The 25,295-nt window shown below is 36.8% G+C and carries 23 protein-coding genes; 16 read left to right on the plus strand and 7 right to left on the minus strand.

Annotation, left to right across the window (positions count from 1 at the left end; genetic code table 11):
- Positions 1 to 26: 26 nt before the first annotated feature.
- From sirB1 to hemA, 4 genes are read right to left on the minus strand one after another with little or no spacing between them, the layout of a single operon-like run.
- A complete protein-coding gene (gene sirB1 / locus BTA34_RS08515) occupies positions 27 to 836 on the minus strand; it encodes an invasion regulator SirB1 (RefSeq protein ID WP_265576330.1) in 810 nt (269 codons plus the stop codon).
- Positions 820 to 1,668, minus strand: a complete 849-nt coding sequence (gene prmC / locus BTA34_RS08520; RefSeq protein WP_100160218.1) for a peptide chain release factor N(5)-glutamine methyltransferase — start codon at positions 1,666 to 1,668, stop codon at positions 820 to 822. The genes sirB1 and prmC overlap by 17 nt, the downstream gene beginning before the upstream one ends.
- On the minus strand, positions 1,668 to 2,750 hold the full coding sequence (gene prfA, locus BTA34_RS08525) for a peptide chain release factor 1 (RefSeq protein ID WP_088495429.1): 1,083 nt from the start codon (positions 2,748 to 2,750) through the stop codon (positions 1,668 to 1,670). The genes prmC and prfA overlap by 1 nt, the downstream gene beginning before the upstream one ends.
- Positions 2,751 to 2,778: 28 nt before the next feature.
- Positions 2,779 to 4,041 (minus strand): glutamyl-tRNA reductase, encoded by a 1,263-nt coding sequence (gene hemA, locus BTA34_RS08530; RefSeq protein ID WP_151435283.1) that lies wholly within the window; start codon positions 4,039 to 4,041, stop codon positions 2,779 to 2,781.
- 240 nt (positions 4,042 to 4,281) lie between these two features.
- Here hemA and lolB point away from each other — a divergent pair, with 240 nt between their 5' ends.
- The 3 genes from lolB to prs all read left to right on the plus strand — a co-directional run bounded on the left by lolB (position 4,282) and on the right by prs (position 6,827).
- Positions 4,282 to 4,920: a lipoprotein insertase outer membrane protein LolB gene (lolB, locus tag BTA34_RS08535; protein ID WP_151435284.1), complete on the plus strand. Its 639-nt coding sequence runs from the start codon at positions 4,282 to 4,284 to the stop codon at positions 4,918 to 4,920.
- Positions 4,917 to 5,792, plus strand: a complete 876-nt coding sequence (gene ispE, locus BTA34_RS08540) for a 4-(cytidine 5'-diphospho)-2-C-methyl-D-erythritol kinase (protein ID WP_151435285.1) — start codon at positions 4,917 to 4,919, stop codon at positions 5,790 to 5,792. Before lolB ends, ispE begins: the two co-directional genes overlap by 4 nt.
- Before the next feature lie 87 nt (positions 5,793 to 5,879).
- Positions 5,880 to 6,827 (plus strand): ribose-phosphate diphosphokinase, encoded by a 948-nt coding sequence (prs, locus tag BTA34_RS08545; protein WP_036912921.1) that lies wholly within the window; start codon positions 5,880 to 5,882, stop codon positions 6,825 to 6,827.
- 236 nt (positions 6,828 to 7,063) lie between these two features.
- Here the strand turns inward: prs and ychH are convergent, their stop codons facing one another.
- On the minus strand, positions 7,064 to 7,342 hold the full coding sequence (ychH, locus tag BTA34_RS08550; protein WP_088495425.1) for a stress-induced protein YchH: 279 nt from the start codon (positions 7,340 to 7,342) through the stop codon (positions 7,064 to 7,066).
- A gap of 345 nt (positions 7,343 to 7,687) precedes the next feature.
- Between ychH and pth the strand changes: the two genes are divergently transcribed.
- Both pth and ychF read left to right on the plus strand, forming a co-directional pair.
- Entirely contained in the window at positions 7,688 to 8,272 is a 585-nt protein-coding gene (gene pth, locus BTA34_RS08555; RefSeq protein ID WP_072068240.1) for an aminoacyl-tRNA hydrolase, read from the plus strand.
- Positions 8,273 to 8,456: 184 nt separating this feature from the next.
- Positions 8,457 to 9,548: a redox-regulated ATPase YchF gene (gene ychF, locus BTA34_RS08560; RefSeq protein ID WP_023582042.1), complete on the plus strand. Its 1,092-nt coding sequence runs from the start codon at positions 8,457 to 8,459 to the stop codon at positions 9,546 to 9,548.
- A gap of 93 nt (positions 9,549 to 9,641) precedes the next feature.
- Here ychF and BTA34_RS08565 read toward each other — a convergent pair whose 3' ends face one another.
- Positions 9,642 to 11,450 (minus strand): pentapeptide repeat-containing protein, encoded by a 1,809-nt coding sequence (locus BTA34_RS08565; protein ID WP_151435286.1) that lies wholly within the window; start codon positions 11,448 to 11,450, stop codon positions 9,642 to 9,644.
- A 271-nt stretch (positions 11,451 to 11,721) separates the two neighbouring features.
- Here BTA34_RS08565 and budA point away from each other — a divergent pair, with 271 nt between their 5' ends.
- Both budA and alsS read left to right on the plus strand, forming a co-directional pair.
- Positions 11,722 to 12,549 carry an acetolactate decarboxylase gene (gene budA, locus BTA34_RS08570; RefSeq protein WP_151435287.1) on the plus strand — a complete coding sequence of 276 codons (828 nt, stop codon included), beginning with the start codon at positions 11,722 to 11,724 and terminating at the stop codon, positions 12,547 to 12,549.
- Positions 12,550 to 12,616: 67 nt separating this feature from the next.
- Positions 12,617 to 14,296 carry an acetolactate synthase AlsS gene (gene alsS, locus BTA34_RS08575; protein ID WP_151435288.1) on the plus strand — a complete coding sequence of 560 codons (1,680 nt, stop codon included), beginning with the start codon at positions 12,617 to 12,619 and terminating at the stop codon, positions 14,294 to 14,296.
- Positions 14,297 to 14,366: 70 nt separating this feature from the next.
- Here alsS and BTA34_RS08580 read toward each other — a convergent pair whose 3' ends face one another.
- The gene (locus tag BTA34_RS08580) at positions 14,367 to 16,862 is read right to left on the minus strand and encodes a tetratricopeptide repeat protein (protein WP_151435289.1); all 2,496 of its coding nucleotides are present in this window, start codon (positions 16,860 to 16,862) and stop codon (positions 14,367 to 14,369) included.
- 297 nt (positions 16,863 to 17,159) lie between these two features.
- Between BTA34_RS08580 and BTA34_RS08585 the strand changes: the two genes are divergently transcribed.
- The 9 genes from BTA34_RS08585 (at position 17,160) to BTA34_RS08625 (ending at position 25,282) form a co-directional block, all read left to right on the plus strand.
- Complete coding sequence (locus tag BTA34_RS08585; protein ID WP_151435290.1) at positions 17,160 to 17,588, plus strand: PPC domain-containing DNA-binding protein; 429 nt, start codon at positions 17,160 to 17,162, stop codon at positions 17,586 to 17,588.
- A 75-nt stretch (positions 17,589 to 17,663) separates the two neighbouring features.
- Entirely contained in the window at positions 17,664 to 18,245 is a 582-nt protein-coding gene (locus tag BTA34_RS08590; RefSeq protein ID WP_151435291.1) for an ECF transporter S component, read from the plus strand.
- 2 nt (positions 18,246 to 18,247) lie between these two features.
- Positions 18,248 to 18,949, plus strand: coding sequence for an energy-coupling factor transporter transmembrane component T (locus tag BTA34_RS08595; RefSeq protein ID WP_196736261.1), 702 nt, complete (start codon positions 18,248 to 18,250; stop codon positions 18,947 to 18,949).
- The gene (locus BTA34_RS08600; protein WP_151435292.1) at positions 18,943 to 19,788 is read left to right on the plus strand and encodes an energy-coupling factor ABC transporter ATP-binding protein; all 846 of its coding nucleotides are present in this window, start codon (positions 18,943 to 18,945) and stop codon (positions 19,786 to 19,788) included. Before BTA34_RS08595 ends, BTA34_RS08600 begins: the two co-directional genes overlap by 7 nt.
- Positions 19,772 to 20,572, plus strand: a complete 801-nt coding sequence (locus tag BTA34_RS08605; RefSeq protein WP_151435293.1) for an energy-coupling factor ABC transporter ATP-binding protein — start codon at positions 19,772 to 19,774, stop codon at positions 20,570 to 20,572. Before BTA34_RS08600 ends, BTA34_RS08605 begins: the two co-directional genes overlap by 17 nt.
- 78 nt (positions 20,573 to 20,650) lie before the next feature.
- Positions 20,651 to 21,163: a DedA family protein gene (locus BTA34_RS08610; protein ID WP_151435294.1), complete on the plus strand. Its 513-nt coding sequence runs from the start codon at positions 20,651 to 20,653 to the stop codon at positions 21,161 to 21,163.
- A gap of 390 nt (positions 21,164 to 21,553) precedes the next feature.
- Positions 21,554 to 22,588, plus strand: coding sequence for a TAXI family TRAP transporter solute-binding subunit (locus BTA34_RS08615; protein WP_151435295.1), 1,035 nt, complete (start codon positions 21,554 to 21,556; stop codon positions 22,586 to 22,588).
- Positions 22,589 to 22,600: 12 nt separating this feature from the next.
- Positions 22,601 to 24,568 carry a TRAP transporter permease gene (locus BTA34_RS08620; protein ID WP_151435296.1) on the plus strand — a complete coding sequence of 656 codons (1,968 nt, stop codon included), beginning with the start codon at positions 22,601 to 22,603 and terminating at the stop codon, positions 24,566 to 24,568.
- On the plus strand, positions 24,569 to 25,282 hold the full coding sequence (locus BTA34_RS08625; RefSeq protein WP_151435297.1) for a FadR/GntR family transcriptional regulator: 714 nt from the start codon (positions 24,569 to 24,571) through the stop codon (positions 25,280 to 25,282).
- Positions 25,283 to 25,295: the final 13 nt, after the last annotated feature.

Raw genomic sequence — 25,295 nt, forward strand, 5'->3', positions numbered from 1 at the left:
ATTAACGAAGTACGTTTCTTAAATCTTTAATGGAGAACGATAGGATTTTGTTCTATCGAATGAATTTGGATTTTGATCATCTCTGAAATCGGATCTTCAGGGCATTGCTCAACAAAATAGTTTAAGTCAGAAATTGCCACATGGTTGCACTCTAACTGAGCAAAAATAAGTCCGCGATCACGTATTTCGTAAGGATCTTCAGGATCAAACATTAATACCGTTTCACTGGCTTTTAATGCTTGCTCCATATTCTTTTCTTCCATTAAAGAAACTTTCAATGTATCCAAAAGTTTACGAATAATAGAACTGTATTCTGATTCTTCTAAATCTGCCTCTAATAATACAGAAGAGCTGCCTACATTCCCTTTTAACCAAACTTCTAAGGTATGTTGCGATAGATATTCACCATTTATTGGATTTAAAAATAGCGGTTGTTCATTAGGAATATCTATTCTGATAATAAGCTGTGTAGGAAAAATAACCGGCACTAACGGCAAATTTAACGCTTGCGCGATATAAATAAGAATCGAACCCAGTGAAACAGGAGAGCCTACATGAGTTGCTAATACTTTATCTAACCATAAAGTATCAGAAAGACAATATTTACCACTGGCACCACTAAAGTGCCACTGCTGATAAAACAGTTTTAGCAGTGCTTCTATCTGCTCTTTGGTATTTCCTTGTTGAGGAATTTCGGCTTCTGCTTGTTCAACTAACTGCGCCAGTTGATAACCAACAGAAGTGGTTGGAAAATCAGGTCGAATAGCCTGAGAGATAAGGATCATGCCCTTAACTAAAGGGGCTTTATTAAATTCGTAATCAGCTATGGTTTCTATCATAATTCCAACGACCTACTGTCACTCGCTCATTACCGCCATAATCACGGAAAGTTTCCACACAGCAGTAACCCTTATCAATAAAAATATTGCGTACACCTTCACCTTGTTGCCAGCCGTGTTCCAGTAATACCCATCCATTATCAGTTAAAAACTGTCTAGCAGTTTCAATGATAATTTCGATATCAGCAAAACCATTTTTACCAGCAACTAATGCAGTTAAAGGTTCAAAACGAACATCCCCTTGATGAATATGTTCATCATTCTCATCAATGTAGGGAGGATTACTGATTATCATACCAAATTGATACCCAGAGAGTGAACTAAACCAACAACTTTCCATAAATTCTGTGTTGTTTAATGCTAAGTTGGTCGCATTCTCTTGCGCTAATGCCACTGCTTCAGCTTGAAAGTCCACACCAATAATATGGCAATCTGGGCGCTCTGATGCCATTGCTAACGCAATCGCGCCTGTTCCTGTTCCTAAATCAAGAATACGGGTTGGCTCTGATGGCAGTTTTTCTAATGCTTTTTCAACAAGGCATTCTGTATCTGGACGAGGAATTAATGTTGCAGGTGAAACTTTTAAAGGCAGTGACCAAAATTCTCTTTCACCGACTAAATAAGCAATGGGTTCACCTTTAATACGTCGAGTAAGCAATTGCGACAATTGAGCTAACTCGTCTGATGAAAGTACCGTTTCATTAAAGGCAATTAAATAAGTGCGAGTACGTTGTGTTACGTACCCAAGTAAGATCTCAGCATCGCGTTTAGGGCTGTCACTTTCAATTAATTGCAAGGCTGCTTCACGCAGCCATTGTTCATAATTCATTAATTCAACTCAGAAAGTGCAGAAAGCTGATCGGCTTGATATTCGGTCACAATAGGCTGAATTAATGGATCTAATTTTCCTTCCATCACTTCATCTAAGCGATAAAATGTGAGATTGATACGGTGATCTGTTACACGGCCTTGCGGGAAATTATACGTTCTAATTCGGTCAGAACGGTCACCAGAACCCAATAAGTTACGACGCTCAGAAGCTTCTGCCTCTTGGCGTTTTTGCATTTCAGCTGCACGAATACGTGCGCCTAATACTGACATCGCTTTGGCTTTATTTTTGTGCTGTGAACGTTCATCCTGACATTCCACCACAATTCCTGTTGGAATATGCGTAATACGAATAGCAGAATCAGTGGTATTAACGTGCTGACCACCCGCCCCTGAAGAACGGAATGTATCTATACGTAAATCACTTGGGCTGATTTCAGGTAATTCAGCTTCAGGCACTTCAGCTAATACCGCAACCGTACAAGCAGAGGTATGAATACGACCTTGAGATTCCGTTTCTGGAACACGTTGAACGCGGTGGCCGCCTGATTCAAATTTCAATACACCATAAGCGCCATCACCAACGACTTTTGCAATAACTTCTTTATAGCCACCATGCTCACCTTCGTTAGCATTCATGACTTCAATTCGCCAGCGACGTGATTCGGCATAACGGCTATACATACGGAATAAATCACCAGCAAATAATGCTGCTTCATCTCCCCCTGTTCCCGCACGAATTTCAAGGAAACAGTTAAATTCATCATCAGGATCTTTAGGTAACAACAGTACTTGTAACTGTTGTTCTAAATCATCATTTAATGCTTGCGCTTCTTTCAGCTCTTCTTGTGCCATCTCTTTCATTTCAGGATCATCAAGCATCATTTCTGCTGCTTCGATGTCGTCTTGCACTTTTCGCCATTGGCTAAAACAAGCCGTGACGTCAGTTAATTGAGAGTATTCTTTTGAAAGCGCACGAAAACGCTCCTGAGAGGCAATAACATCGGCTTCTGACAGAAGTGCCTGAATTTCTTCATAACGCTCTTGTAGAGCTTCCAACTTAGCGACAATAGAAGGCTTCATTCGTAGATTAAGATCCTGTTAGACAAAGTTAATTATGGGTAATACCCAAACTTTCACGTAATAGATTCAGGCGTTCAATATCACCATCACTGGCAGCCTGTTGAAGAGATTTTGTTGGTGTGTGAATAAGGCGATTCATCAATTGATGAGAGAGCTGGTGGATAACTTTTTCTGCATCCGCTCCGTTTTGTATCAATGTGATGGCCTTTTCTGTCATTTCTGCACGTAACATTTCGGCGCTGTCTCGATATTCTCGAATTGCACCTACAGCACCTTGCGCCCGTAGCCAATCCATAAACTGCCCACTTTCTTGCTGAACAATATGCTCTGCTTGAATTGCAGCCGCTTGGCGTTGTTCACGGTTATGTTGAATAATTGCTTCTAAATCATCAACGCTATACAGATAAACGTTATTTAGCTTTTCAACATCTTGTTCAATATCACGAGGAACTGCAATGTCCACCAGCAACATTGGCTGATTACGCCGTTTTTTAAGCGCCCTTTCAACCATTCCTTTACCAATAATAGGCAAAGGGCTTGCCGTAGAACTAATGACAATATCAGCTTGTGCAAGACATTCATCAATCTCTGATAATGTAATCACTTCGGCATCAACTTCATTCGCTAAACGTTGAGCGCGCTCTTTTGTTCGATTAGCAATAATGATTTTTTTGACTTGATGTTCACGCAAATGACGAGCGACTAACTCTATTGTCTCGCCTGCGCCCACTAACAAAATCGTCAAAGAAGATAACGACTCAAAGATTTGACGCGCGAGCGTACAAGCTGCAAAAGCGACAGAAACCGCATTGGCACCAATTTGTGTCTCTGTTCTCACTCTTTTCGCAACTGAAAAAGATTTCTGAAACAAACGTTCCAGCTCTGAAGAGAGTGAGTGATAGCTTTGAGAATCGGCAAAGGCTTTTTTAACTTGCCCTAATATTTGAGGTTCACCTAATACTAGAGAATCTAAGCCACTTGCCACTCGCATTAAATGGCTGACAGCTTGATTATCTTGATGCCAATAAACACTGCTTTTCAGTTCATTTGGCTCTATTTGGTGATATTGACATAACCAGCGAATAAGCTGTTCATGGCTATTTTCTTTGTCTTCCATACTCAGATAAAGCTCAGTACGGTTACAAGTAGACAGCACAACACCGCCTCTGACAGCGGGTTGCTGTAAGAGGTTATTTAAGGCATCACCCATGGTATCGGGAGAAAAAGAAACTTTCTCGCGTAAAGCAACGGGGGCTGTTTTATGATTAATACCTAATGCTAATAACGTCATATCAACTATATCGAGTTATGAATAAATACCGCCTCGCGACTTGACTTAGTATAAACCTAAAACAGCGCATTTAGTATGGACTCTTCATTTCCGCCATTCTACTTGATGAACAGATTCAATAAAAGAGCTTACTTGAGTGATAGGAGATTTCTATACACAATTTAACGAAATATCGTTATATCATAAGGTTTATGATACTCTTTTTTTTAACTAATAACGAATTAAAGGAATGTCTCAGCTATGCGTTCACGCTTTTTTTCAACCAAACAACTCCTGCGCCTTATCCCGCTAACGGCGTTGTTGCTGAGTGCCTGTAATCTAAATCAGATAAAGACACAAGGATCGGCATCTGATAACGATGTGCAATGGCAAGCTCGCCAACAAGCATTAAAAAATATTTCACAATACGAAACACGAGGCGCTTTTGCCTATATTGAAGATACCAATAAAACCTATGCCCGTTTCTATTGGCAAGACAAAGCAGATGAACGTTATCGCTTATTGTTAACCAATCCTTTAGGCACAACAGAACTCGATTTGAATGTGATGCCGGGTGTAATTGAAGTCACCGATAATAAAGGCAAAAAATATTATAGCGATAATCCGACGGAGATGATTTATCAACTCACAGGAATGGTTATTCCATTGAAAAATCTACGTGCTTGGCTTGTGGGTTTACCTGGAGATGCAACTGACTTCGAGCTAGATGCCAACCACTTATTAAAATCCGTCACATTGCCCGCACCTGAAGGTGATTGGGTTGTCACTTACCAAGCTTATGATTCAAGTATCACCCCCAACCTGCCACAACGCCTTGAATTAAAACAAGGTGAACGCATTATCAAATTAAAAATGGATAACTGGGATATACAGCAATGACACTAAGTTGGCCTTCTCCTGCCAAATTAAACCTTTTTCTTTACATCACGGGGAAACGCCCTGATGGTTATCATAATCTGCAAACGTTATTTCAGTTTTTAGATTATGGCGATACGTTAACCATCACTCCTCGTAATGATACCCAGTTAACTATCTTGACACCGATTGAAGGCGTAGAAGATAAAGATAATTTAATTATTAAAGCCGCTAAATTACTGCGTGATTATTGTCAGCAGCATAATATTGCTTTGCAGTATCACGGTGCAGATATTAGTGTTGATAAAAAACTGCCAATGGGGGGTGGTTTAGGTGGAGGCTCCTCTAACGCAGCAACTACCTTAATTGCACTTAATTACCATTGGCAAGCCGGTTTAAGTGATGAAACGTTAGCTGAATTAGGCGTTAGTTTAGGTGCAGACGTCCCTGTTTTTGTAAAAGGTCATGCGGCGTTCGCTGAAGGCGTTGGTGAAATTTTGACCCCCGCAGAGCCAAAAGAGCAATGGTATTTGGTCGCACATCCCGGAATTTCCATCCCAACACCGACAATCTTCACAGATCCAGAATTAAAACGTAATTCTCCTATTCGCTCTCTTGGCGCATTATTAAAGGCTCCGTTCGAGAATGACTGTGAAATGATCGCAAGAAAACGTTTTCGTGAGGTTGAATATCTGCTTTCGTGGCTGTTAGAATATGCACCGTCACGCTTAACTGGGACAGGTGCCTGTGTGTTCGGCGAGTTCGACTCACAAGTTGCCGCTAGTGAAGTGTTAATTAACGCCCCTGAGTGGGTGCATGGATTTGTAGCGCAAGGCGTCAACATTTCTCCTCTGCATTTATTCCGCTCAAGGATACCTGTGTTATTGCACCCGTAAGATGATGTTTACAAACCCTATGTTCATAAACACGTTCTTTACAGGTCAACAATATCTCTCTCTGGACGCAAGCCTGAGGTTTTTCTCGTGCCCGATATGAAGCTTTTTGCTGGTAACGCAACCCCGGAACTGGCTCAACGTGTTGCCAACCGACTCTACACTAGCCTAGGAGACGCGGCTGTAGGTCGTTTTAGCGACGGTGAAGTCAGTGTGCAAATCAACGAAAACGTACGTGGTGGTGATGTATTTATCATTCAATCAACCTGCGCACCTACTAATGATAATTTAATGGAATTAGTGGTCATGGTTGACGCATTACGTCGAGCTTCCGCTGGTCGTATCACTGCTGTTATTCCTTACTTCGGTTATGCCCGTCAGGATCGCCGTGTTCGTTCAGCCCGTGTTCCTATTACGGCAAAAGTTGTTGCGGATTTCTTATCTAGTGTAGGCGTAGACCGTGTTTTAACCTGTGACTTACACGCAGAACAAATCCAAGGGTTCTTTGATGTACCGGTTGACAATGTCTTCGGCAGCCCGATTCTTTTAGAAGATATGCTTCAAAAAGATTTGGACAACCCTATTGTTGTTTCTCCAGATATTGGCGGTGTTGTTCGCGCTCGTGCTATCGCTAAACTTCTGAATGACACTGATATGGCTATCATTGATAAACGTCGCCCTCGTGCTAACGTTTCTCAAGTTATGCATATTATTGGTGATGTTGCTAACCGCGACTGTATCCTTGTTGACGATATGATCGACACAGGCGGTACATTGTGTAAAGCAGCTGAAGCGCTGAAAGAACGTGGTGCTAAACGTGTATTTGCTTACGCGACTCACCCAATCTTCTCTGGTAATGCTGTTGAGAACATCAAAAGCTCTGTTATTGATGAAGTGGTTGTCTGCGATACAATTCCGTTATCAGCAGAAATCAAAGCATTAAATAAAGTCCGCTCATTGACCCTTTCAGGCATGTTGGCTGAAGCAATTCGTCGCATTAGCAATGAAGAGTCAATCTCTGCGATGTTTGAACATTAAGTTGTTATAACATTCATTGCAATTTGAGATAACTAAACCCGCTATAGCCTATGTTATAGCGGGTTTTTTGTTGTTTATTCTAGATTAAAAATTTAGGCAACAAAAAAACCCGTTATCATTAAACGGGTCTATAGGTGTGTATTACAACGCATAATGACAACTATTATTCACTGAATATCAGTTTTTAATTTTATTGTTGTTTTTATCTATTCTGATATTTATTTGTGATAATAACATTATGGATAACGGTGATTGTCATGACGACGATAACGTTCATCATGGTTACGTAACCACCAATATCTTTCTGCTATTGTTTCTCTACCACCAATACGGGCGCCGGCTAACCAGACCAAAGCACCGATAAAGATCCCCATTAAAGAGATATCTGATAAGAATTCAGGCAACCCTAATGGGAAAATATGAGTAAGAAGCGTATAACCAAGACTACCGAGCATTACAATCATCCCCGTAGCCATACATAAATTACCAACTGCAAACGCATGTTTATATTTCATGTTGCACCTCCAAGCGCGTCGTCAGACGATTCAACAAAAAAATACATCGAATAACCTTTTGTTCTTTGCAGTTATTATAGACATAAATACTAAGAAGTTATTGTCGAAGGGATCACATCGCTCCGAAATTTATTGACAATTCTTAACAAAAAATGTGTTTTTTTCTTTCAAAAGAAGAAAATAGTACCAGTTTTGTCATTTTCGCTCTTTTTGTTAAATCAAAAAGATGATATTTCCTCTGCTTATCATTGTAAAAAAACATTCTATGTAATCTATTTTGTGCTTCGGAGCTTAGACAGGTAAACTATGACCTTTCTTTTAAGACGATAACAGTGAAAGGCTATTGTGAGTAAAATTAAACTTATCGTCGGGTTAGCAAACCCCGGTGCAGATTATGCCCAGACTCGCCATAATGCGGGTGCTTGGTATGTAGATTTATTGGCTCAACGTCATCAGCAATCTCTAAAAGAAGAGAGCAAATTCTTTGGTTACACCGCACGTATTAATTTAAACGGTAATGATGTTCGTTTATTAGTGCCTACTACTTTTATGAACTTAAGTGGTAAAGCGGTACAAGCAATGGCAAATTTCTATCGCATAGAACTTGATGAAATTTTAGTTGCTCATGATGAACTCGATTTACCACCTGGCGTTGTCAAAATGAAGTTAGGTGGTGGCAATGGCGGTCATAACGGATTAAAAGATATTCAAAGTAAGTTTAGCAATAATCCAAATTTCTATCGTTTACGCATTGGCATTGGTCACCCGGGTGATAAAAATAAAGTGGTTGGCTTTGTATTAGGCAAACCGCCAATGAGTGAACAAAAATTAATTGATGATGCTATTGATGAAGCACTTTCGTGTACAGATATTTTAATGCGTGATGGTTATGAGAAAGCAATAAACCGCTTACATAGCTTTAAAGCATAATCATTACATTGATAGATTAAACAATTTCAATATTCAGAGGGTAAAATACCCTCTTCTTTTGTGCGATGACTCCCTGATGATTTAATCAAACAGGGATTTGCTCTATAATAGCGCCAAATTTTTTTTAACAGCACACAACAGGAATACTCCCTCCTGTTGTTTTTATGTGACAAGGTGAACGTTTATGGGATTTAAATGTGGTATCGTCGGTCTGCCTAACGTAGGGAAATCTACACTATTTAATGCCTTAACTAAGGCAGGTATTGAGGCAGCCAACTTCCCATTCTGTACTATCGAGCCAAACACAGGTGTTGTTCCAATGCCTGATCCTCGCTTAGATAAATTGGCTGAGATTGTTAAACCACAGCGTATTTTACCAACAACAATGGAATTTGTTGATATTGCGGGTTTAGTCAAAGGCGCATCTAAAGGTGAAGGTTTAGGTAACCAATTCCTAACAAATATTCGTGAAACTGAAGCGATTGGCCATGTGGTTCGTTGTTTTGAAAATGACAATATCATTCACGTTGCAGGTAAAGTTGATCCTGCTGAAGATATCGAAACTATCAATACTGAATTAGCTCTTTCTGACTTAGATACCTGTGAACGTGCAATGCACCGTAATCAGAAAAAAGCAAAAGGTGGCGACAAAATTGCTAAAGCAGAAATGGAAGTGTTAGAAAAATGCTTACCGCATTTAGAAAACGCAGGTATGTTACGTGCTTTAGATTTAACGGAAGAAGAAAAAGCGACTATTCGTTATTTAAGCTTCTTAACGTTAAAACCAACAATGTATATTGCAAATGTTAATGAAGATGGTTTTGAAAATAACCCTTACCTTGAAACGGTTCGCAAAATTGCCGAAGCAGAAGGCTCTGTGGTTGTTCCTGTTTGTGCCGCGATTGAAGCAGACATTGCTGAATTAGAAGATGCTGAGCGTGAAGAGTTTATGCAAGATTTAGGCATCGAAGAGCCTGGTTTAAACCGTGTTATCCGTGCAGGTTACGCATTACTGAACCTACAAACTTACTTTACTGCGGGCGTTAAAGAAGTTCGCGCATGGACAATACCTGTAGGTGCAACAGCACCACAAGCTGCAGGTAAAATCCATACTGACTTTGAGAAAGGCTTTATCCGCGCTCAAACTATCGCTTATAACGATTTTATCACTTATGGCGGCGAGCAAGGTGCAAAAGAAGCAGGTAAAATGCGTGCAGAAGGTAAAGAATATATCGTTCAAGATGGCGATGTGATGAACTTCTTGTTTAACGTATAATTCTCGTTATTACAAAAAATACATTTTCTTAATTAAACCCCAAAAGTTGATCTCCAGCTTTTGGGGTTTTTATAATTTCGCTTTGAATAAGTATTATTTCAACTGTGATGGCATCATCTTATCAAAAATAGGAGCACAGTATATTTTTCCATATTCATACATCCTGATAAAAGTATTTGATGTATCAGTGGTCTCTTCACCTTGTCCCACTAAATCAGTCATAAAATCGTAATAAGTATAGCCCATTAATTTTTCATTTAATTCATTAGCTTTACTCATTAATGCATAAGCATAGAGTTTTAATACTTGAGGTGACTTATTTCCCAAGCCAAATACATCGTTAGATGCATATTTAACAAATATAATTGCAAGGCTCAGTAAATATTTAGACTTATCTTGATCATTTGAATTTTCAAATCCAAAAATTTTACATATTTGCTGATAATGTTGTTCTTTGAGTGATGCAATTGCAGCATTTTCCCTTGAGATATCTATCAATGTCTCAAAAACCTCATACAATTTACTATACTCTTCATCACCAACTAATCTGTCTTCAAACTGAATTGGATTACCAACAAAAGCAGAATAAAATTTTTCAGCGTAGTCGCCAAATTTTGATGCTAGTTTGTTAAATTTCTCATTAAGAAGAAAAATATTATAATTATCTTTAAAGATCTTAAAATCATAATTAAATATAATATTAGGATTTATTTTATTAGTATCCTGACGAGTTTCATTGATATAAAGAGAAAATGAAGCGCTCAGTGTATTAGCTTTTGTAATGTCAGCTAATAGCATTTTATTTAATTCTTTATAACTTGTTACTATTGCTTTGCTTCCATTTATAATGATAATATTATCATTGTCTTCATTATCCCAATTAACCTTTTCATCATTACCAATTTTATTTTCTTCATAAAAAAATTTCACTCTTTCTAATTTAAGATATTTATCATATAAAGCTCTCGATTTTTCTCGGATATTTATGTCATCATGATAAAGAGAGATTGCCATTAGATTAATAAAATTCCCATTACTTTCCAACATAAAATCACTCTTTTCTTGAACATTAAAAAAATTAGAAACTAGTTCTAAATATGAGGATAAGCAATTTTTATTTATATATTTTTCACTATTTTCAGTAAAAATAAATCTATCAAGAAAAGATTTAACGGAATTTTTAATCTCTTTATCTTTCAAATAATATTCTTTTGAAAAAATATAATTTAGAAATGATTCAACATGGTCTAAATTTAAATATTTATTATTAGAACACATCACTTTATTGATTAATTGCTTGACGAGCTTTATTTTAATATCGGAATATTTATCATCAATACTTCTAAGAGTATGAAATATTGTTTCTCCGTCTGGATTATCAATTAATCTTTTATCCATAAAATTTTTATCTATGCATCTAAGATTAAATTCTATTTCAGCACCATCAAGTTTGGCATTCGAAAAATCAGCATAATTTATATTAATTTTAGTTTTACTTAAATCACTATTTTTAAATTTTGAACCCTCCAATAATGCACCTCTTAAATCAACACCGGTAAGATTAGAATTTGAAAAGTTCCTACTTGTTTTAATACCTTCATAATAATATTCATTTAAAATTTTTAAATTTGCCTTTCTAAGATCTTTATCGTGATATGTTTTTCTTTGCTCAATTTCACCTAATTTCTTAAGCAGTGAACTGTATTCAATCACTTTAGTTTTATTAAGTTCACCTCCCTTAGATTTATTATATGGATTATATTTAGTAGTTGTTGATTTTATTTCCAATATCCTTCTTGCAAAACTCAAATTTTTAAAAGAAGGATGATAATCTGCCACATCAACAGCGGCTGCAGCATCATTAGCCAGATGAGCCTTTAGATATGTGAATACTATATTCATAATGGTTGCCTATATAATTAATTATGTATCGTAAGTGACGATAACAACTATTTATGATTTCTACTTTTATAAAGCAACCACCACCAAAATGACTTAAAAAAATCCATACAAATAATCTTATAAAATAATAACCATACAAATCTAAAAAATGAGTAATTATCATCAATATTTTAATAACAACAAAAACATTTGAATTTCTTATCAATGAGATTAATAATTAAATCGATGGTCGATTAATGACTATCTTTTTCAAATAAGGATCAGTTTTATTATGAACGATAGTTTCAATTATAATATGCGAGATAATAGCGATATAGCCCCCAATAAAAACGATAGTTGTCAATGTAACCAAGAAATAATAACCAATCTAAATAATTATATTAATAAACATCCCGAATGTACTGTTTATCAAAATTCATTAATGAGCAGTTTAATTGCTGGCGTTTATGATAGTGATGTGACTATTGCTGATTTATTAAAACAGGGTGATTTTGGTTTAGGTACCTTTGAGCAACTTGATGGTGAACTAGTTGCTTTTGATAATAACGTTTTCCAATTGCGTTCTGATGGTAGCGCCCGTAAAGCATTAGACTCTCAAAAATCCCCTTTTGCTGTGATGACCTTTTTTAATGCTGATATTGAACATTCATTTTCTTATGGTGCCTCACAACAAGAAATACATAATACAATCAATCAGTATGTTCCTTCCGATAATCTTTTTTGTGCAATTAAAATTACGGGTGAATTTGAATTAGTTAAAACACGCACAGTACCTCGCCAAGAGCCGCCCTACTTACCAATGCTAAAAGCTATCGAAAATCAACCTGTTTTCACCTTTCACAATGAAACAGGAACTATTGCTGGTTTTCGTTCACCACAATTTACCCAAGGAATAAATGTTGCTGGTTTTCATGAACATTATATAAATCAACAACGCCAAGGTGGTGGTCACGTTCTCGATTACTACTTAAAAAAGGGTACATTACAAATCGGTATCATTTCCCGCCTTACCATTGGACTACCCAGTCAATCCGCTTTCCTTCAAGCTAACTTAATGCCAGACGACCTCCATCATGCAATAGAACAAGCCGAAAATTAATTCAAAAAACACGTCAGTTTATTCTCAAGACAATTTTTTATTCACTTGCAAAATCAAAGAAGGTTATATGAATACTCCTCATTGGAAATGTGGTGCAGATTTAGTCGTCAAACAATTAGAACAACATGGCATTAAACAAGTATTTGGTATTCCGGGTGCAAAGATTGATCGTATATTTGACTCTCTTGTCGATTCCAGTATTGAAACCGTGGTCGTTCGTCATGAAGCTAACGCCGCATTTATGGCAGCCGCAGTTGGGCGTTTAACAGGTAAAGCGGGAGTCGCTATCGCAACATCTGGCCCAGGATGTTCTAATCTTGCAACTGGCATCGCAACAGCAACATCTGAAGGTGATCCATTAGTGGCATTGGGAGGATCAGTAAAATCTTCAGATAGATTAAAATTGGTTCATCAAAGCATGGATACCGTTACCATGTTTAATCCTATCACTAAATTTTGTGCTGAAATTGATTCCTCAAAATCAATTTCTGAAACCATGGCTAATGCCTTTCGTCATGCGGAATCAGGAAGACCAGGCTCGGCTTTTTTAACGTTTCCAATGGATATTTTAAATAACGAAGTCAATAGCCCAATATTAGTGCCTAAATCAAAACCCAATATGGGTAGTGCAAATAATGAGGCTATCCAAGAAACCGTTAAATTACTGCTAAATGCTAAAAACCCAGTTATTTTATTAGGGCTACAAGCTAGCTACCCAGAAAATGCATTAGCATTACAAAAGCTACTTGATATTTGCCCGCTGCCGATTGTAGGTACTTATCAATCAGCAGGAACAATAGCGCAACGCCATTTTCCTTTATTTGCCGGTCGCATCGGTTTATTTAATAACCAACCCGGTGATGAGTTATTATCTCACGCTGATTTAGTGATTACCTTAGGTTATAGCCCTATCGAATATGAACCGTCATTGTGGAATCACAATAACGCCAATATTATTCATATTGATGAAATTCCGGCTGAAATCGATTTAGCTTACTGCCCTGATTTAGAATTAACCGGCAATATCAAATTAACGATTGATAATTTAACTCAGCATTTTACTAAACATTCTACATCACAAATTACACTCTCAGATAATACTCGTCAGGTTTTAGAAAAAATACGCCACCAAAGAGAAATTCTGCAACAAAATAATTATTTTCGTCATGGTTCTCCTATTCACCCTTTAACCATCATCCATGAGATGCAAAATATTATTGATAACGATGTCACTCTCTGTATTGATATGGGAAGTTTTCATATATGGCTCGCTCGTTATCTTTATAGTTTTAGAGCAAGACAAATGTTGATTTCTAATGGGCAACAAACAATGGGTGTGGCATTACCTTGGGGTATTGGTGCTTCTTTTGTTCGTCCTTCTGACAAAATTATTTCTGTTTCTGGTGATGGTGGCTTTATGCAATCATCCATGGAATTAGAAACTGCGGTTCGTTTAAATACAAATATCCTACATATTATCTGGGTGGATAACGCTTATAATATGGTCGAAATGCAAGAAAAGGAAAAATATGGTCGTTATTCTGGTGTGAAATTTGGCGCAATTGATTTTAAACGTTACGCGGAATCCTTCGGAGCTAAAGGGTTTTCTGTTGAATGTGCTTCTCAATTACGTAGTGTTTTACATGAAGCAATGGCTGTTGATGGTCCTGCTGTTCTTGCTATTCCTGTCGATTATAGTGATAACGCTAAATTAATGGAACATATTGATTATAATTTGATTATTTAGTGTATTCTAAACTAATTAGATAAAAGCCCCCAATAGTATTAAAGACTACTGAGGGCTTTCTAATATAGCGCTACTGTTTATTTTGATTTAAATACTCAGCGACACGAGTTTCAATATTTTTACGCTCACTCTCTGATAAAGAATAAAACATAGCGACGTTATTCACATCCCTATTCAGTAATAAACCATAATAGTATGCTTCTTTAGCATCACCTTTAAACAGATATGCTTCATAGAGTTTTGAAAAAGAAGGCTCTGCAAAACTCATTTTTCCTAATCTGATATTCATATCTATTACATAATCATTATGATTTTTTAGCGCAGAAACATACATATTTACCGCAGGATCTTGACTTACGTTATCCACCCCATTGGAGTACATTTTATTTAATTCAGTGTATATGCGACTATCTATACCGAATGGATAATCTAAAGACAATTGATACCACTCAATGGCTTTATCTAAGTTTTTCTCTATTGAACAAGGTGCCTCTAAATAATAGTCAGCAATTATTCTAGCGCTATTATAGGTAAATTCGTTACTACGAGGTTTTTCTGTTTCTATCCACTCTTTAAAATAGTTTGTTGCTTTATTGATATTATCTTTATCTTTGCAAATGTTTTCCATATAGTAGTTATAAAGATATTCGCTCGCTTTTTTATTTCCTAAATTATAAGCTTTTTCAGCATAGATAAAACTTTTTTGGCGATCTTCATAAGAATAAAACCTTGCTAATTCAAGTAGTTTCCTATCACTCTCTTCTTGTTTCATTAAACGATTAAGATCGTTATCTCTTCCCTCACGAGTTCTTGTCACTGTTTCATACAATTCTAATTCAGGGCTAGATAAATCGATACTAATACGTTTTTCATATTCTTGTGCTTTTATCGTATCTTTTTGAATGCCATCTTTACCATCTTGATAAATTAAAGATAAATCTTTTAAGCAAATATTATTCCCCAAATCTGCACACTTATGACGCCAAGCAAAACGTTCTTTAGTAGTAATATTGGTTAAATTATCAAAATTATAATCTTGATAAAGTCTTCCAGGCATATTTTCATCAACATATCTTGTTGTGACAATAAATTGCATCGCATCAGAAGAACCTAATTCAGCCAATTTAAAAATATCTTTATAATATTTTCTTAATTTTTCTTCATTAATCGTTTGGGCAGAGTTTTCATAAATAATATTTCTTATTGTATATTTAAACGCCAAATTGATATTTTTATTTAATAGGGGTTGAATTTGCGTTCTGACTCCTTCGTCAGACAAAGCACGTTCAACAATAAAATCAATCACTCTTGGAGAATTCATTCCATATTTAAAAAGAAGATCATAACCTTCTTTTCGCTCTTTTTTAGTGAGCGCCCCATTTTCTAAATCATCTTCTAACGCTTTAATGATATAAATAAAAACATCATTATTTATTCTATTTTTATATTTTATGATTGCAATGGCTTGGTGAAGATAAGCGGCATAAGTGTAATAACTTGCTTTTTTATATAATGAAAAAGCATATTCGTTATTTTTAATGGCATCTTGTTCTAAAAGTATATCGGCGTAATAGTGTGCGAGGCGATAATCTTGGTTAAATGTGTTAGCTTTATTTTTATTCAGACTCTCTTTTAAAATATCAACAATGTGCTCTTTTGTAATATATTCTGAAATATCAAACTCAAAATAGATGTGGGCTAATGTATATTGACTCTCTTCTAATAATTTATTATCTCTTATATTTTCTTGTAATAAATCAACCGCTTTTTTCAAATCTTGTACTGTTCCCTCACCATTAGCATATAGCTTAGCAAGGCTTAGTTTACTTTCTGGAGACTGTTGTATTTTATAAGCAGAGCTTACTAGCTCAAAGGCTTTATTAGGATCATAAAAGCAACTTTTGGAATTTGAATAAACATTAGCAACGGTTAGCATCGCTTGATAAGAATCAGGATATTTTTCTAATAGTTTATCTATATATTTTTTAAGTGTTTCACTAAAGTATGGTAAATTATTGCTATTATTCTGAGTTAACTCCTCAATTTTTTTAATTAATCCATCTTGATGATCCAAATCTGCCGATAACGTTAAATATACTTCAGCTAATAAGGCATCTTTCCTGAGAAGATCGCTCTCTTTATCGCCATTATAAATTTGATAAAGAAGATATACCGCATCCGGATAATTTGCATTTGCCGCATCAAGAAGTAGATTAATATCTTCTCTTATTAATGTATATTTTAAATACATCATTTTGGGTTCTTTACTTTCAATAAAAGGCTGTATAAGAGCTTCTGTTTTTAGTGATCTCTTCGGGGAATCTGGACTATTTAAATATTGATATATAGCCTCTTTATTTCCTGTCTTAGCGAGTTTTTCTAACGCTTCAAGTGTCGCCTTTTTTTCTACCAATGACTGATCGCCATCAATAGGTGTTAATGCATATTCTGTATTTCTACCCGCTTCATCTGACATTGGTTCAACTTTGTCTTTTTTGAAATATAAACCTAAAACAACAATAATTAATGAAAGAAATATAAGTATATTTTTTATTTTACGAGACATAATTATCCTTTTACGTTACATAATTTACTTTTAAATAATCAACCGCTATAGACCAATAATGGTGGATTTTTATTTAATCTAAGTGTTATTTTTCTATTTACATCAGTCAATCGATAACTTACCAATTCTTTATGTAGCAAACACTTTTTTATTAAAAATGTATAGGTTGCCTATTCCCTATTTAGCATATTCCGTAAATAATGAAAAAGAGATATTCTAGATTTAGGAAATATCGATTAATATCTGATTAACTACTAAATTCAAATCGTTGCCTTATTTAATCTTTAGGATAACACCATGCTACAATCATCTCATCTTTCTTCTCATGCTCGATTTATTGCTCTTCGCCTTCTCCCTAATGAAGATGTGATTATGGCATTACGACAGATTATTAAAGAACAAAATCTGAAATCAGCATTTATTGCGGGTTGTGTGGGCAGTTTAACAGATGTGGTATTACGCTTTGCAGGTCGTGAAGAAAATCGCTATCTTACGGGTAAATTTGAAATTGTTTCACTCATTGGAACATTAGATGACCAAGGTGAACATTTGCATTTAGCCGTCTCCGATGAAAATGGATTAATGTGTGGTGGACATATGATGCCTGGCTGTACAGTGCGCACAACGCTAGAACTCGTTATTGGTGAGTTAGAGCAAGTGACTTTTAGCCGTCAGCCTTGTGAACACTCTGGTTATGAGGAGCTGGTCATCACACCGCGTAAATAGCTTTTTATAAAAAATAGCTATGTATGCAAAACAATAAAACCAATAGTCACTATCCTTTGTAAAGGTTTTTAAACTATGTCTACAACGCCTCTAATTTCGAGCCGTACTCTTGTGCTCATTGTTGTTTCTATTGCAATAAATATGATCGGTGGTCAAATCACCTCAATGGTCAAACTTCCTATCTTTTTAGACTCTATCGGCACACTGATTTGTGCCTTATTAGGTGGCCCATGGGTTGCATTATTTGCTGGATTATTAACTAACCTATTATGGGGATTAATTAGTGGACCAATGGCTGCCGCATTTGCTCCTGTTGCCATGATGATAGGATTAAGTGCAGGCTTATTGGCTCGTGCCGGTGGCTTTCGCTCGTTAATTCGCGTTATTGGCTCAGGCATTATTATTACTTTAGCGTTAATGATTGTCGCCGTTCCAATTCGTACTTATTTATTTGGTGGTGCAACCGGCAGTGGCGCAGATTTCTTTGTTGCTTATTTTCATGCTGTGGGTGAAGGGCTTATTGAGTCTGTTGCCATTACTGTATTAGGTGCAAATCTTGCCGATAAAATATTATCAGCGATTATTGCTTGGTTATTAGTGCGTCAATTACCACAAAGAACACAGCGCAACTTCCCTGCAATGGCTAAGGTTCGCTGATAATGCATCCCTTTACCTCATTGGCATTATGGCTTTGGCTAAGTGCTAGTGTGCTTTTTTTATCTTTAAGCTTACCACTGCTGATTATCAGCAGTGGTACTTTTATTAGCTTATTACTTTGGAAAGCCTCTCGCTGGCGTTGGCGCTTTATTGCGTGGTTGATGATCCCCATGGCAATAGGCTTATGGTTAGTTCATAGCGGTTGGCTTGCTTATTGGTTAACAGGTGGCATTTTAGATACCAGTAAACAAACGATGGCAATAACGCTATGGCTAAGATTATTAGCAATAATTAGCGGCGCTCAATTATGGTTGCAGTACACTTCAACCGAACAATTTATTAGAGCCTTATTTGCTAGCCGTCTACCTATGAGTCTTTCCTATTTATTAGCAGGACCTTTGTTACTTGTAGAACAATTGCGCCAGCAATTGCACAATATAAGAGAAGCACAATTAGCGCGAGGAGTCCCTCTTGATGGTTCATTCTGGCAACGCCTAATAACATTGCCAGCCATTATCTTGCCACTTATTAGTCATGTATTAAGTGATTTAACTATTCGTAGTGCTGCATTAGATATGCGAGGATTTCGTATTATTGCAAAACGAACCACCCTTTCTCCTCCTGTCGATACACCATTACAAGAGATGTTACGCTATTTTATTTTACTGCTTATCTTTGTTGAAGGAGTTATTTGGCTATGGTAATAAATCTTCAACAATTTAGTTTTTCCCCTAAAGACGACGAGCAACCTATTATTGGCCCTATTGATCTACAATTAAAACAAGGCGAATGGCTTGTTGTTTTCGGAGGAAATGGCAGTGGAAAAAGTCTTCTAGCTCAACTACTAGCAGGTTGGCATCCCGATTTATTAACAGGCTCAGTGCAAGGTTTGGGAATTGTACAAAATATTGCGCTAGATAAAAGCCGATTAGTCTCTCTAGCCCCCGGTAGACAACTCGTTCAACAATCTCCTCAATTACAACTTTCAGATTGTGCTTTTACCGTAGAGCAAGAGATTGCTTTTGGCCCTGAAAATTTAGGCTTAAGTGAGAATGAAGTTCGATTTCGCGTAAAAGAAGCAATGATATTAACGCAATGTGACAGCCTGCGTTTTCGCCACCCTTCTACACTTTCAGGTGGAGAAGCCCAGCGTGTTGTCATTGCAAGCGCCCTTGCCATGCACCCTAAATTATTATTGCTTGATGAAGCATTTAGTCGTTTAACACCTAATGCAACACAACAATTACAGCAACGTATTAAGCGGTACGCACAAGAGCACAAATGTAGTGTGATTATTTTTGAACGCAATTTATTGCCCGCAATAACACTTAGTGAACAATTTTTATTGTTAGAAGCCGGAAAAACAAAAGCAACAGGCACCTTAGAAGATATATTTCCTTTCTTATTTGCAACAATTAATGCTCCTGATGCATGGCTAGCGTTAAATTGGTTAATTGAAAACCATCATTGGAACAAAAATATTGTAAATAACGATAAAGCTTTACTTAAGGCTTTTAAGGAGTTTTATGTTACAGCTAGATAAAGTCACTTATCGTTGGGATGAAGATGTTCCCCCTTGTATTTCCCAATTATCTTTAACGTTAAATCAAGGTGAATGGATAACACTCGTTGGTGATAATGGTGCGGGGAAATCAACCCTATTACGTTTAATTGCTGGATTGTTAACGCCTAATGAAGGAGAGATAAAACTCAATAATCAGTTATTATCTCAAATGAAAGCACAGCAACGCGCCCAATATATTGGTGTATTATTTCAAGAGCCTGAACGACAAATATTTCATAACACAGTAGAAAAAGAAGTCTCTTTTGGTCTGAAACAACGTAAGTTTTCTAAAGAAGAGATTAAAAAACGTTTAGATGAAACATTAATGCTTTGTGGTTTAAGTAATGTCGCTGATGTTCACCCTTTAGATTTACACGCAGGTCAACGTAGAATGGTTGCCGTCGCAAGTTTAAGTATTTTATCACCTCAAATATTATTGCTTGATGAACCGACTCGCGATTTCGATGCACATTGGCTAACTTGCTTTGAGAACTGGCTTCAGGTGCAAAAAACATTAGGTACATCTGTGCTTGCGATTAGCCATGATCTTGATTTTACGGCACGTCATTTTCAGCGAGTTATCCATTTATCTTCAGGAGAATTAATTGCTGATGGCGCACCTGAAAACGTATTAATGAGTTCAACTCTGCAATCCCTTTCAGATATCCCCGCACCGACGTTATACTCATTAAGTCAGAAATTAAAATTACCAATAAAAAACAATCCGGTAGAATGGGCTAAAATGTTAATTAAAAATAAATAGAAATCATAATATTGGCTCCTGATAATCTTAAAGCTTATTTCTATTATTATCATTTATTTTGTTGCTGGAGATACTAAAATGGAAATTATTCACACTCTATTAGACTCATTGGGTCATTTATCTCCTATTACACTGTTTCTTTCCATTACATTAATCACGGCAGGAAAATCGACTATTGGTATTTCTTCATTTTTGCCACCAGCATCTTTGATGTTGATCTTTATTTTTGGTGCCTGCTTACCTCTTTATTCACCTATCTTTCTTTGGTTAGCAACCAGCCTTGGTGCCTTATTAGGTTCAATTTTAAGCTATGAATTAGGGCGTTCAATTTATCGATTTCCTCGACTTAAAGCATGGGTTATGCGTTATCAATCAAAAATAAATCGAGTTCAACAATTATTAAAAAATAAAACGTACTATATTTTATTTATTTCTCGATTCCTTGCTGTGTTTCGTTATTTAACGCCCTTTAGTGCTGGTTTATTAAAACTACCGCTCTACGGTATTTACATTACTAGCGCTATTTCTGCATTAATTTGGTCGGCGATGTTTGTGCTGATTGCGACAGGCGTCCTTTCTATTGCTTTATAAGATCTGAAATTACCAATAAACCTTATTTATTCTCTTAACACTAAAATGGTCTATTTTTCCCTTTTTTTATTCGGTTATTTAACGATCCGCTACTCCTTCTATTTTTTTCATTTTATTTTTTTATTATCGACAAATAGGCTATTTTTTAGCTCATTTTATCGTTTCTCTAGCAAGTTATTGATATTTTCTTTTGTCTTTTATGACTATCACCATAATTATGATTAAGAATTGCATAATTACTATACTGATCACAAATTGTTATCATATTGTTTTAATTTAATCACTTCACTTCACAATTTCTTAACTCACCTGTTTTCTATAAAAGTTGTCATGTTGTATACAAGTTGCTGTGAAACATTCACCTGCGTTTTTATGTACAGGAACAACATCATGAGAATAAGAAAAACAAAGCTTGCCATCGGTATTGTTGCTGTTATTGCTGTTGTCTCATTAGCAGTAATCGGCAAAAAAGAGAATGCGAATAAACAATTTCTCTCTGTAGCAACCGCTTCAACAGGAGGAACGTATTATCCGATGGGAGTGGGTTTAGCAAACGTATGGAGTACACATCTTAAGGACAGAGGCGTTCAAGTGACAGGACAATCTTCAGCAGGATCGATAGAAAATATCTATCTAATGCAGAAAAATGAAGCCCAACTTTCAATTTTACAAAGCCTTTTAGCCGTAGAAGCTTATGAAGGCGTTCGTAATTTTGAAGGCAAACCAGAAAAAGATCTGCGTTCAATTTCTATGTTATGGCCTAATGTTGAACACTTTGTTTTAATGGATAACAAAGTAAAAACTGGCACATTAGAGGATATTCGCGCGACTAGCTTTTCTGTCGGTCCTCAAGCCAGCGGTACTGAACAATCCACGATTATTATTCTTCAAGGCGTGAATTTAACTAAAAAAGATATCACACCCGAATATCTTGGATACGGTGATACCGTTTCTGCCATGCGGGATGGTCGCCTTGATGGTGGCGCATTACCTGCGGGTGTTCCCGCCTCAGCCGTCACCGATATGTATGCCAGTGGTGTCAGTGCAAAACTACTCGAAGTGACAGATAAGCAACTCGATGATATCAACCATGTGGCGAATTCATGGTTTCGCTTTGAAATTCCCGCCAACACCTACCCCCGTCAAACTGAAATGGTCAATACGATTGCTCAACCTAATATCTTAATGACCACAACCAGTATTGATGATGATCTGGTTTATGAGTTGACAAAAACCATGTTTGAGAACCTTCCTGAGGTTCACCAAGTTCATAGCGCAGCCAAGTACATCACCACAGAAAATGCATTAAAAGGTGTTTCTGTACCATTGCATTTAGGGGCTTACCGCTACTACAAAGAAATCGGATTAGAGATCCCTGATTATCTTATTCCACCAGAAGCTCAAACGCAGACTAATAATAAATAACAGGAGTGAGTTATGACTAACAATGACCACCTAACTCCGGTAGAGCCGCCTGCATTAGATAAAGAAGCAAGCTCCGGCAATCGCCAACTTGCAGGTATTTACCTGAAAATTACCACGACTCTTGCAATATTAATTTCGCTTTACGCTATTTATTCTAACGCATTATCAAATACTCAAGAGTTTTACCGTAATACTATTTTTCTTAGTGGTATTTTAATTTTAGGCTTTATTTTGTTTCCATTCTCTAAGCGTTTTTCAACGCCTAAATTTAATGGATGGGATTATCTTTTTATTACTTTAACATTAATCAGTTATGGATATTTTTTCTTTAATTATGTTGATCTTCACGTTGTGAGAAAAAGCATTCCAAATACGACTGATTATGTTATGGCTATATTAGGAATTATTGTACTGTTTGAAGCGGCAAGAAGAACCACTGGGTATTTCATTCCAGGGCTTGCAACGTTTGCCATTATCTATGCTTTATTTGGTCAATATTTTATGGGTATTTTCGGTCATGCAGGATTCTCTGTAGAAAGATTGTTATACCGTTTATTTATGACCAGTGAAGGTATTTTTGGGATCACCCTTTCAACAGCCTCGACAGCGATTGTTGTCTTTATTCTTTTTGGCTCGTTCTTAAGTGTGAGTGGTGCAACAGCGCTGTTTAATGACTTAGCACTGGCTCTTGCCGGTCGTCGCCGTGGTGGTCCTGCTCAAGTTGCTGTTATTTCATCTGCATTAACAGGTTCATTAAGTGGAAGTGCTGTTGCCAACGTAGCAACAACAGGGACTTTTACCATTCCTTTGATGAAAAGCATTGGATTAACGCCTCGTTTTGCCGGTGCCGTAGAAGCAACAGCATCAACAGGCGGTATGATAATGCCACCTATTATGGGCGCCGCTGCATTTATTATGGCTGGCTTTTTAGGTATTTCTTATACCACTATCGTTATTGCGGCGATTATTCCAGCGTTGTTATATTACGCAGCTTTAATTATGGCGATTGATATCGAAGCCAAAAAACAAGGACTAAAAGGTTTAAGTAAAGAGAATATTCCACAAGTTAAAGCGGTATTAAAAGCGCGTGGTTTATTATTACTGCCTTTAGTGATTGTTATTGGTACCTTACTCGTGGGTAAAACACCTATTTATGCTGGCTTTTTAGGTATTTTGACCATTATTGTGGCAAGTTGGATAACGCCTGATAAATCAGTTCGTATGACTTTAACTAAAGTTGCTGACGCTTTAGCTGAAGCGGCTAGAGGCTCTGTTCAAGTGACTGTCGCTTGTGCTGCAATCGGTGTCATTATCTGTGTTGTTACAATGACGGGTATCGGTGCAACATTGGCATTTAATATCGTCTCAATGACAGATAACACATTATGGATGATCTTATTAGTCGTTATGTTAGTGTGCATTGTATTAAGCATGGGTTTACCTTCAACGGCGTTATATATTGTTGTAGCCGTTACAGTGTCACCTATCTTAATTAAAGCGGGTGTTATGCCTTTAGCGGCTCACTTCTTTGTTTTCTGGTTTGGTGCTTTATCCAATATTACACCACCAGTCGCATTAGCCAGTTACACCGCAGCCAGTATTGCAAGAGCTGATCCAATGCAAACATCATGGGATGCGGTTCGTTTAGCACTTCCCGGTTTTATTATTCCGTTTATTTTAGTCTATAACCCTGCTTTACTGATGCAAGGTGATAATTTAGGTGTACTTTCTATTGGATTAATGATTATTAGTGCATTAATCGGAATTTATGCACTCAGTATCGCAACGGCAAACTTCTGGATGATTAAAACAACGTGGTTTGAGCGCATTGCATTTGCAGCAGCGGCAATTCTAATGATTAAACCGGGCTTATATACTGACCTTTTAGGTGTCGCCCTGATCCTATTAACCGGTGCATTCCATTTATTACGGTCTAAAAAACAGTTAGTTAATATGGGGCATGCATCTGGAGAAAATTAGATGATACAAAAGATCTCACGCCAAAAAGCGTCGCATCAAATTCTTGAGCAGATAAAGCAAAATATTAGCAACGGAACTTATCCTATTGGTGAAAAGTTACCCTCTGAAAATGTACTTGCTGACGCCTTTGGCGTCAGTCGAGTCCCCATCAGAGAAGCATTAGGCGTCTTGGAAGCCAGTGGCATAGTAACCTCTCGCCAAGGAGGCGGTCGCCGTGTAATTGACCATTCTATACTCAGTAAATATGAACCCTTAGTTATGGAAATTGCTTGCCCTGAAGAGATAGATTCACTGCTTGAAATGCGTGAGGTTATTGAACATGAAGCGGCAGCTATTGCCGCTTTACGTCGAACACCAGAAGAATTACGCGCTATCGAAATTGCCCACGATGCCTTTGTTTTAGCAACAAGACAAAACAAAGGCATTGGTCATAAAGAGGACTATCAATTTCATCGTTCTATTATGGTTGCCTCTCATAATCCTTTTTTTGTCCAGATCTTAGATAACTTACACGAACTCTATCTTGGCGTATTAATGTATTCGTTAAGTAAAAACAAAGGGCGAGATACTGAAATTGAGCGAGTGATTGCAGAACATGAGGCAATTGTTGAATCAATACGTCAACAAGATCACGATGAAACAAGCAATAGAATGCGTCTTCATTTAACCAATGTGCGTGGCAAATTAAAGCGATTACAACAAGAACCCTGTTAATTTAAAATTTATA

This window comes from Proteus sp. CD3 (assembly GCF_008808075.1).
GTDB classification, from domain to species: domain Bacteria; phylum Pseudomonadota; class Gammaproteobacteria; order Enterobacterales; family Enterobacteriaceae; genus Proteus; species Proteus appendicitidis.

What these genes read in the sequence shown, in the direction of transcription:
- prmC (WP_100160218.1), bottom strand. Translation starts at nt 1,668, where the DNA reads ATGAATTATGAACAATGGCTGCGTGAAGCAGCCTTGCAATTAATTGAA.
- prfA (WP_088495429.1), bottom strand. Translation starts at nt 2,750, where the DNA reads ATGAAGCCTTCTATTGTCGCTAAGTTGGAAGCTCTACAAGAGCGTTAT.
- hemA (WP_151435283.1), bottom strand. Translation starts at nt 4,041, where the DNA reads ATGACGTTATTAGCATTAGGTATTAATCATAAAACAGCCCCCGTTGCT.
- lolB (WP_151435284.1), top strand. Translation starts at nt 4,282, where the DNA reads ATGCGTTCACGCTTTTTTTCAACCAAACAACTCCTGCGCCTTATCCCG.
- ispE (WP_151435285.1), top strand. Translation starts at nt 4,917, where the DNA reads ATGACACTAAGTTGGCCTTCTCCTGCCAAATTAAACCTTTTTCTTTAC.
- ychH (WP_088495425.1), bottom strand. Translation starts at nt 7,342, where the DNA reads ATGAAATATAAACATGCGTTTGCAGTTGGTAATTTATGTATGGCTACG.
- ychF (WP_023582042.1), top strand. Translation starts at nt 8,457, where the DNA reads ATGGGATTTAAATGTGGTATCGTCGGTCTGCCTAACGTAGGGAAATCT.
- BTA34_RS08565 (WP_151435286.1), bottom strand. Translation starts at nt 11,450, where the DNA reads ATGAATATAGTATTCACATATCTAAAGGCTCATCTGGCTAATGATGCT.
- budA (WP_151435287.1), top strand. Translation starts at nt 11,722, where the DNA reads ATGAACGATAGTTTCAATTATAATATGCGAGATAATAGCGATATAGCC.
- alsS (WP_151435288.1), top strand. Translation starts at nt 12,617, where the DNA reads ATGAATACTCCTCATTGGAAATGTGGTGCAGATTTAGTCGTCAAACAA.
- BTA34_RS08580 (WP_151435289.1), bottom strand. Translation starts at nt 16,862, where the DNA reads ATGTCTCGTAAAATAAAAAATATACTTATATTTCTTTCATTAATTATT.
- BTA34_RS08585 (WP_151435290.1), top strand. Translation starts at nt 17,160, where the DNA reads ATGCTACAATCATCTCATCTTTCTTCTCATGCTCGATTTATTGCTCTT.
- BTA34_RS08590 (WP_151435291.1), top strand. Translation starts at nt 17,664, where the DNA reads ATGTCTACAACGCCTCTAATTTCGAGCCGTACTCTTGTGCTCATTGTT.
- BTA34_RS08595 (WP_196736261.1), top strand. Translation starts at nt 18,248, where the DNA reads ATGCATCCCTTTACCTCATTGGCATTATGGCTTTGGCTAAGTGCTAGT.
- BTA34_RS08600 (WP_151435292.1), top strand. Translation starts at nt 18,943, where the DNA reads ATGGTAATAAATCTTCAACAATTTAGTTTTTCCCCTAAAGACGACGAG.
- BTA34_RS08605 (WP_151435293.1), top strand. Translation starts at nt 19,772, where the DNA reads ATGTTACAGCTAGATAAAGTCACTTATCGTTGGGATGAAGATGTTCCC.
- BTA34_RS08610 (WP_151435294.1), top strand. Translation starts at nt 20,651, where the DNA reads ATGGAAATTATTCACACTCTATTAGACTCATTGGGTCATTTATCTCCT.
- BTA34_RS08615 (WP_151435295.1), top strand. Translation starts at nt 21,554, where the DNA reads ATGAGAATAAGAAAAACAAAGCTTGCCATCGGTATTGTTGCTGTTATT.
- BTA34_RS08620 (WP_151435296.1), top strand. Translation starts at nt 22,601, where the DNA reads ATGACTAACAATGACCACCTAACTCCGGTAGAGCCGCCTGCATTAGAT.
- BTA34_RS08625 (WP_151435297.1), top strand. Translation starts at nt 24,569, where the DNA reads ATGATACAAAAGATCTCACGCCAAAAAGCGTCGCATCAAATTCTTGAG.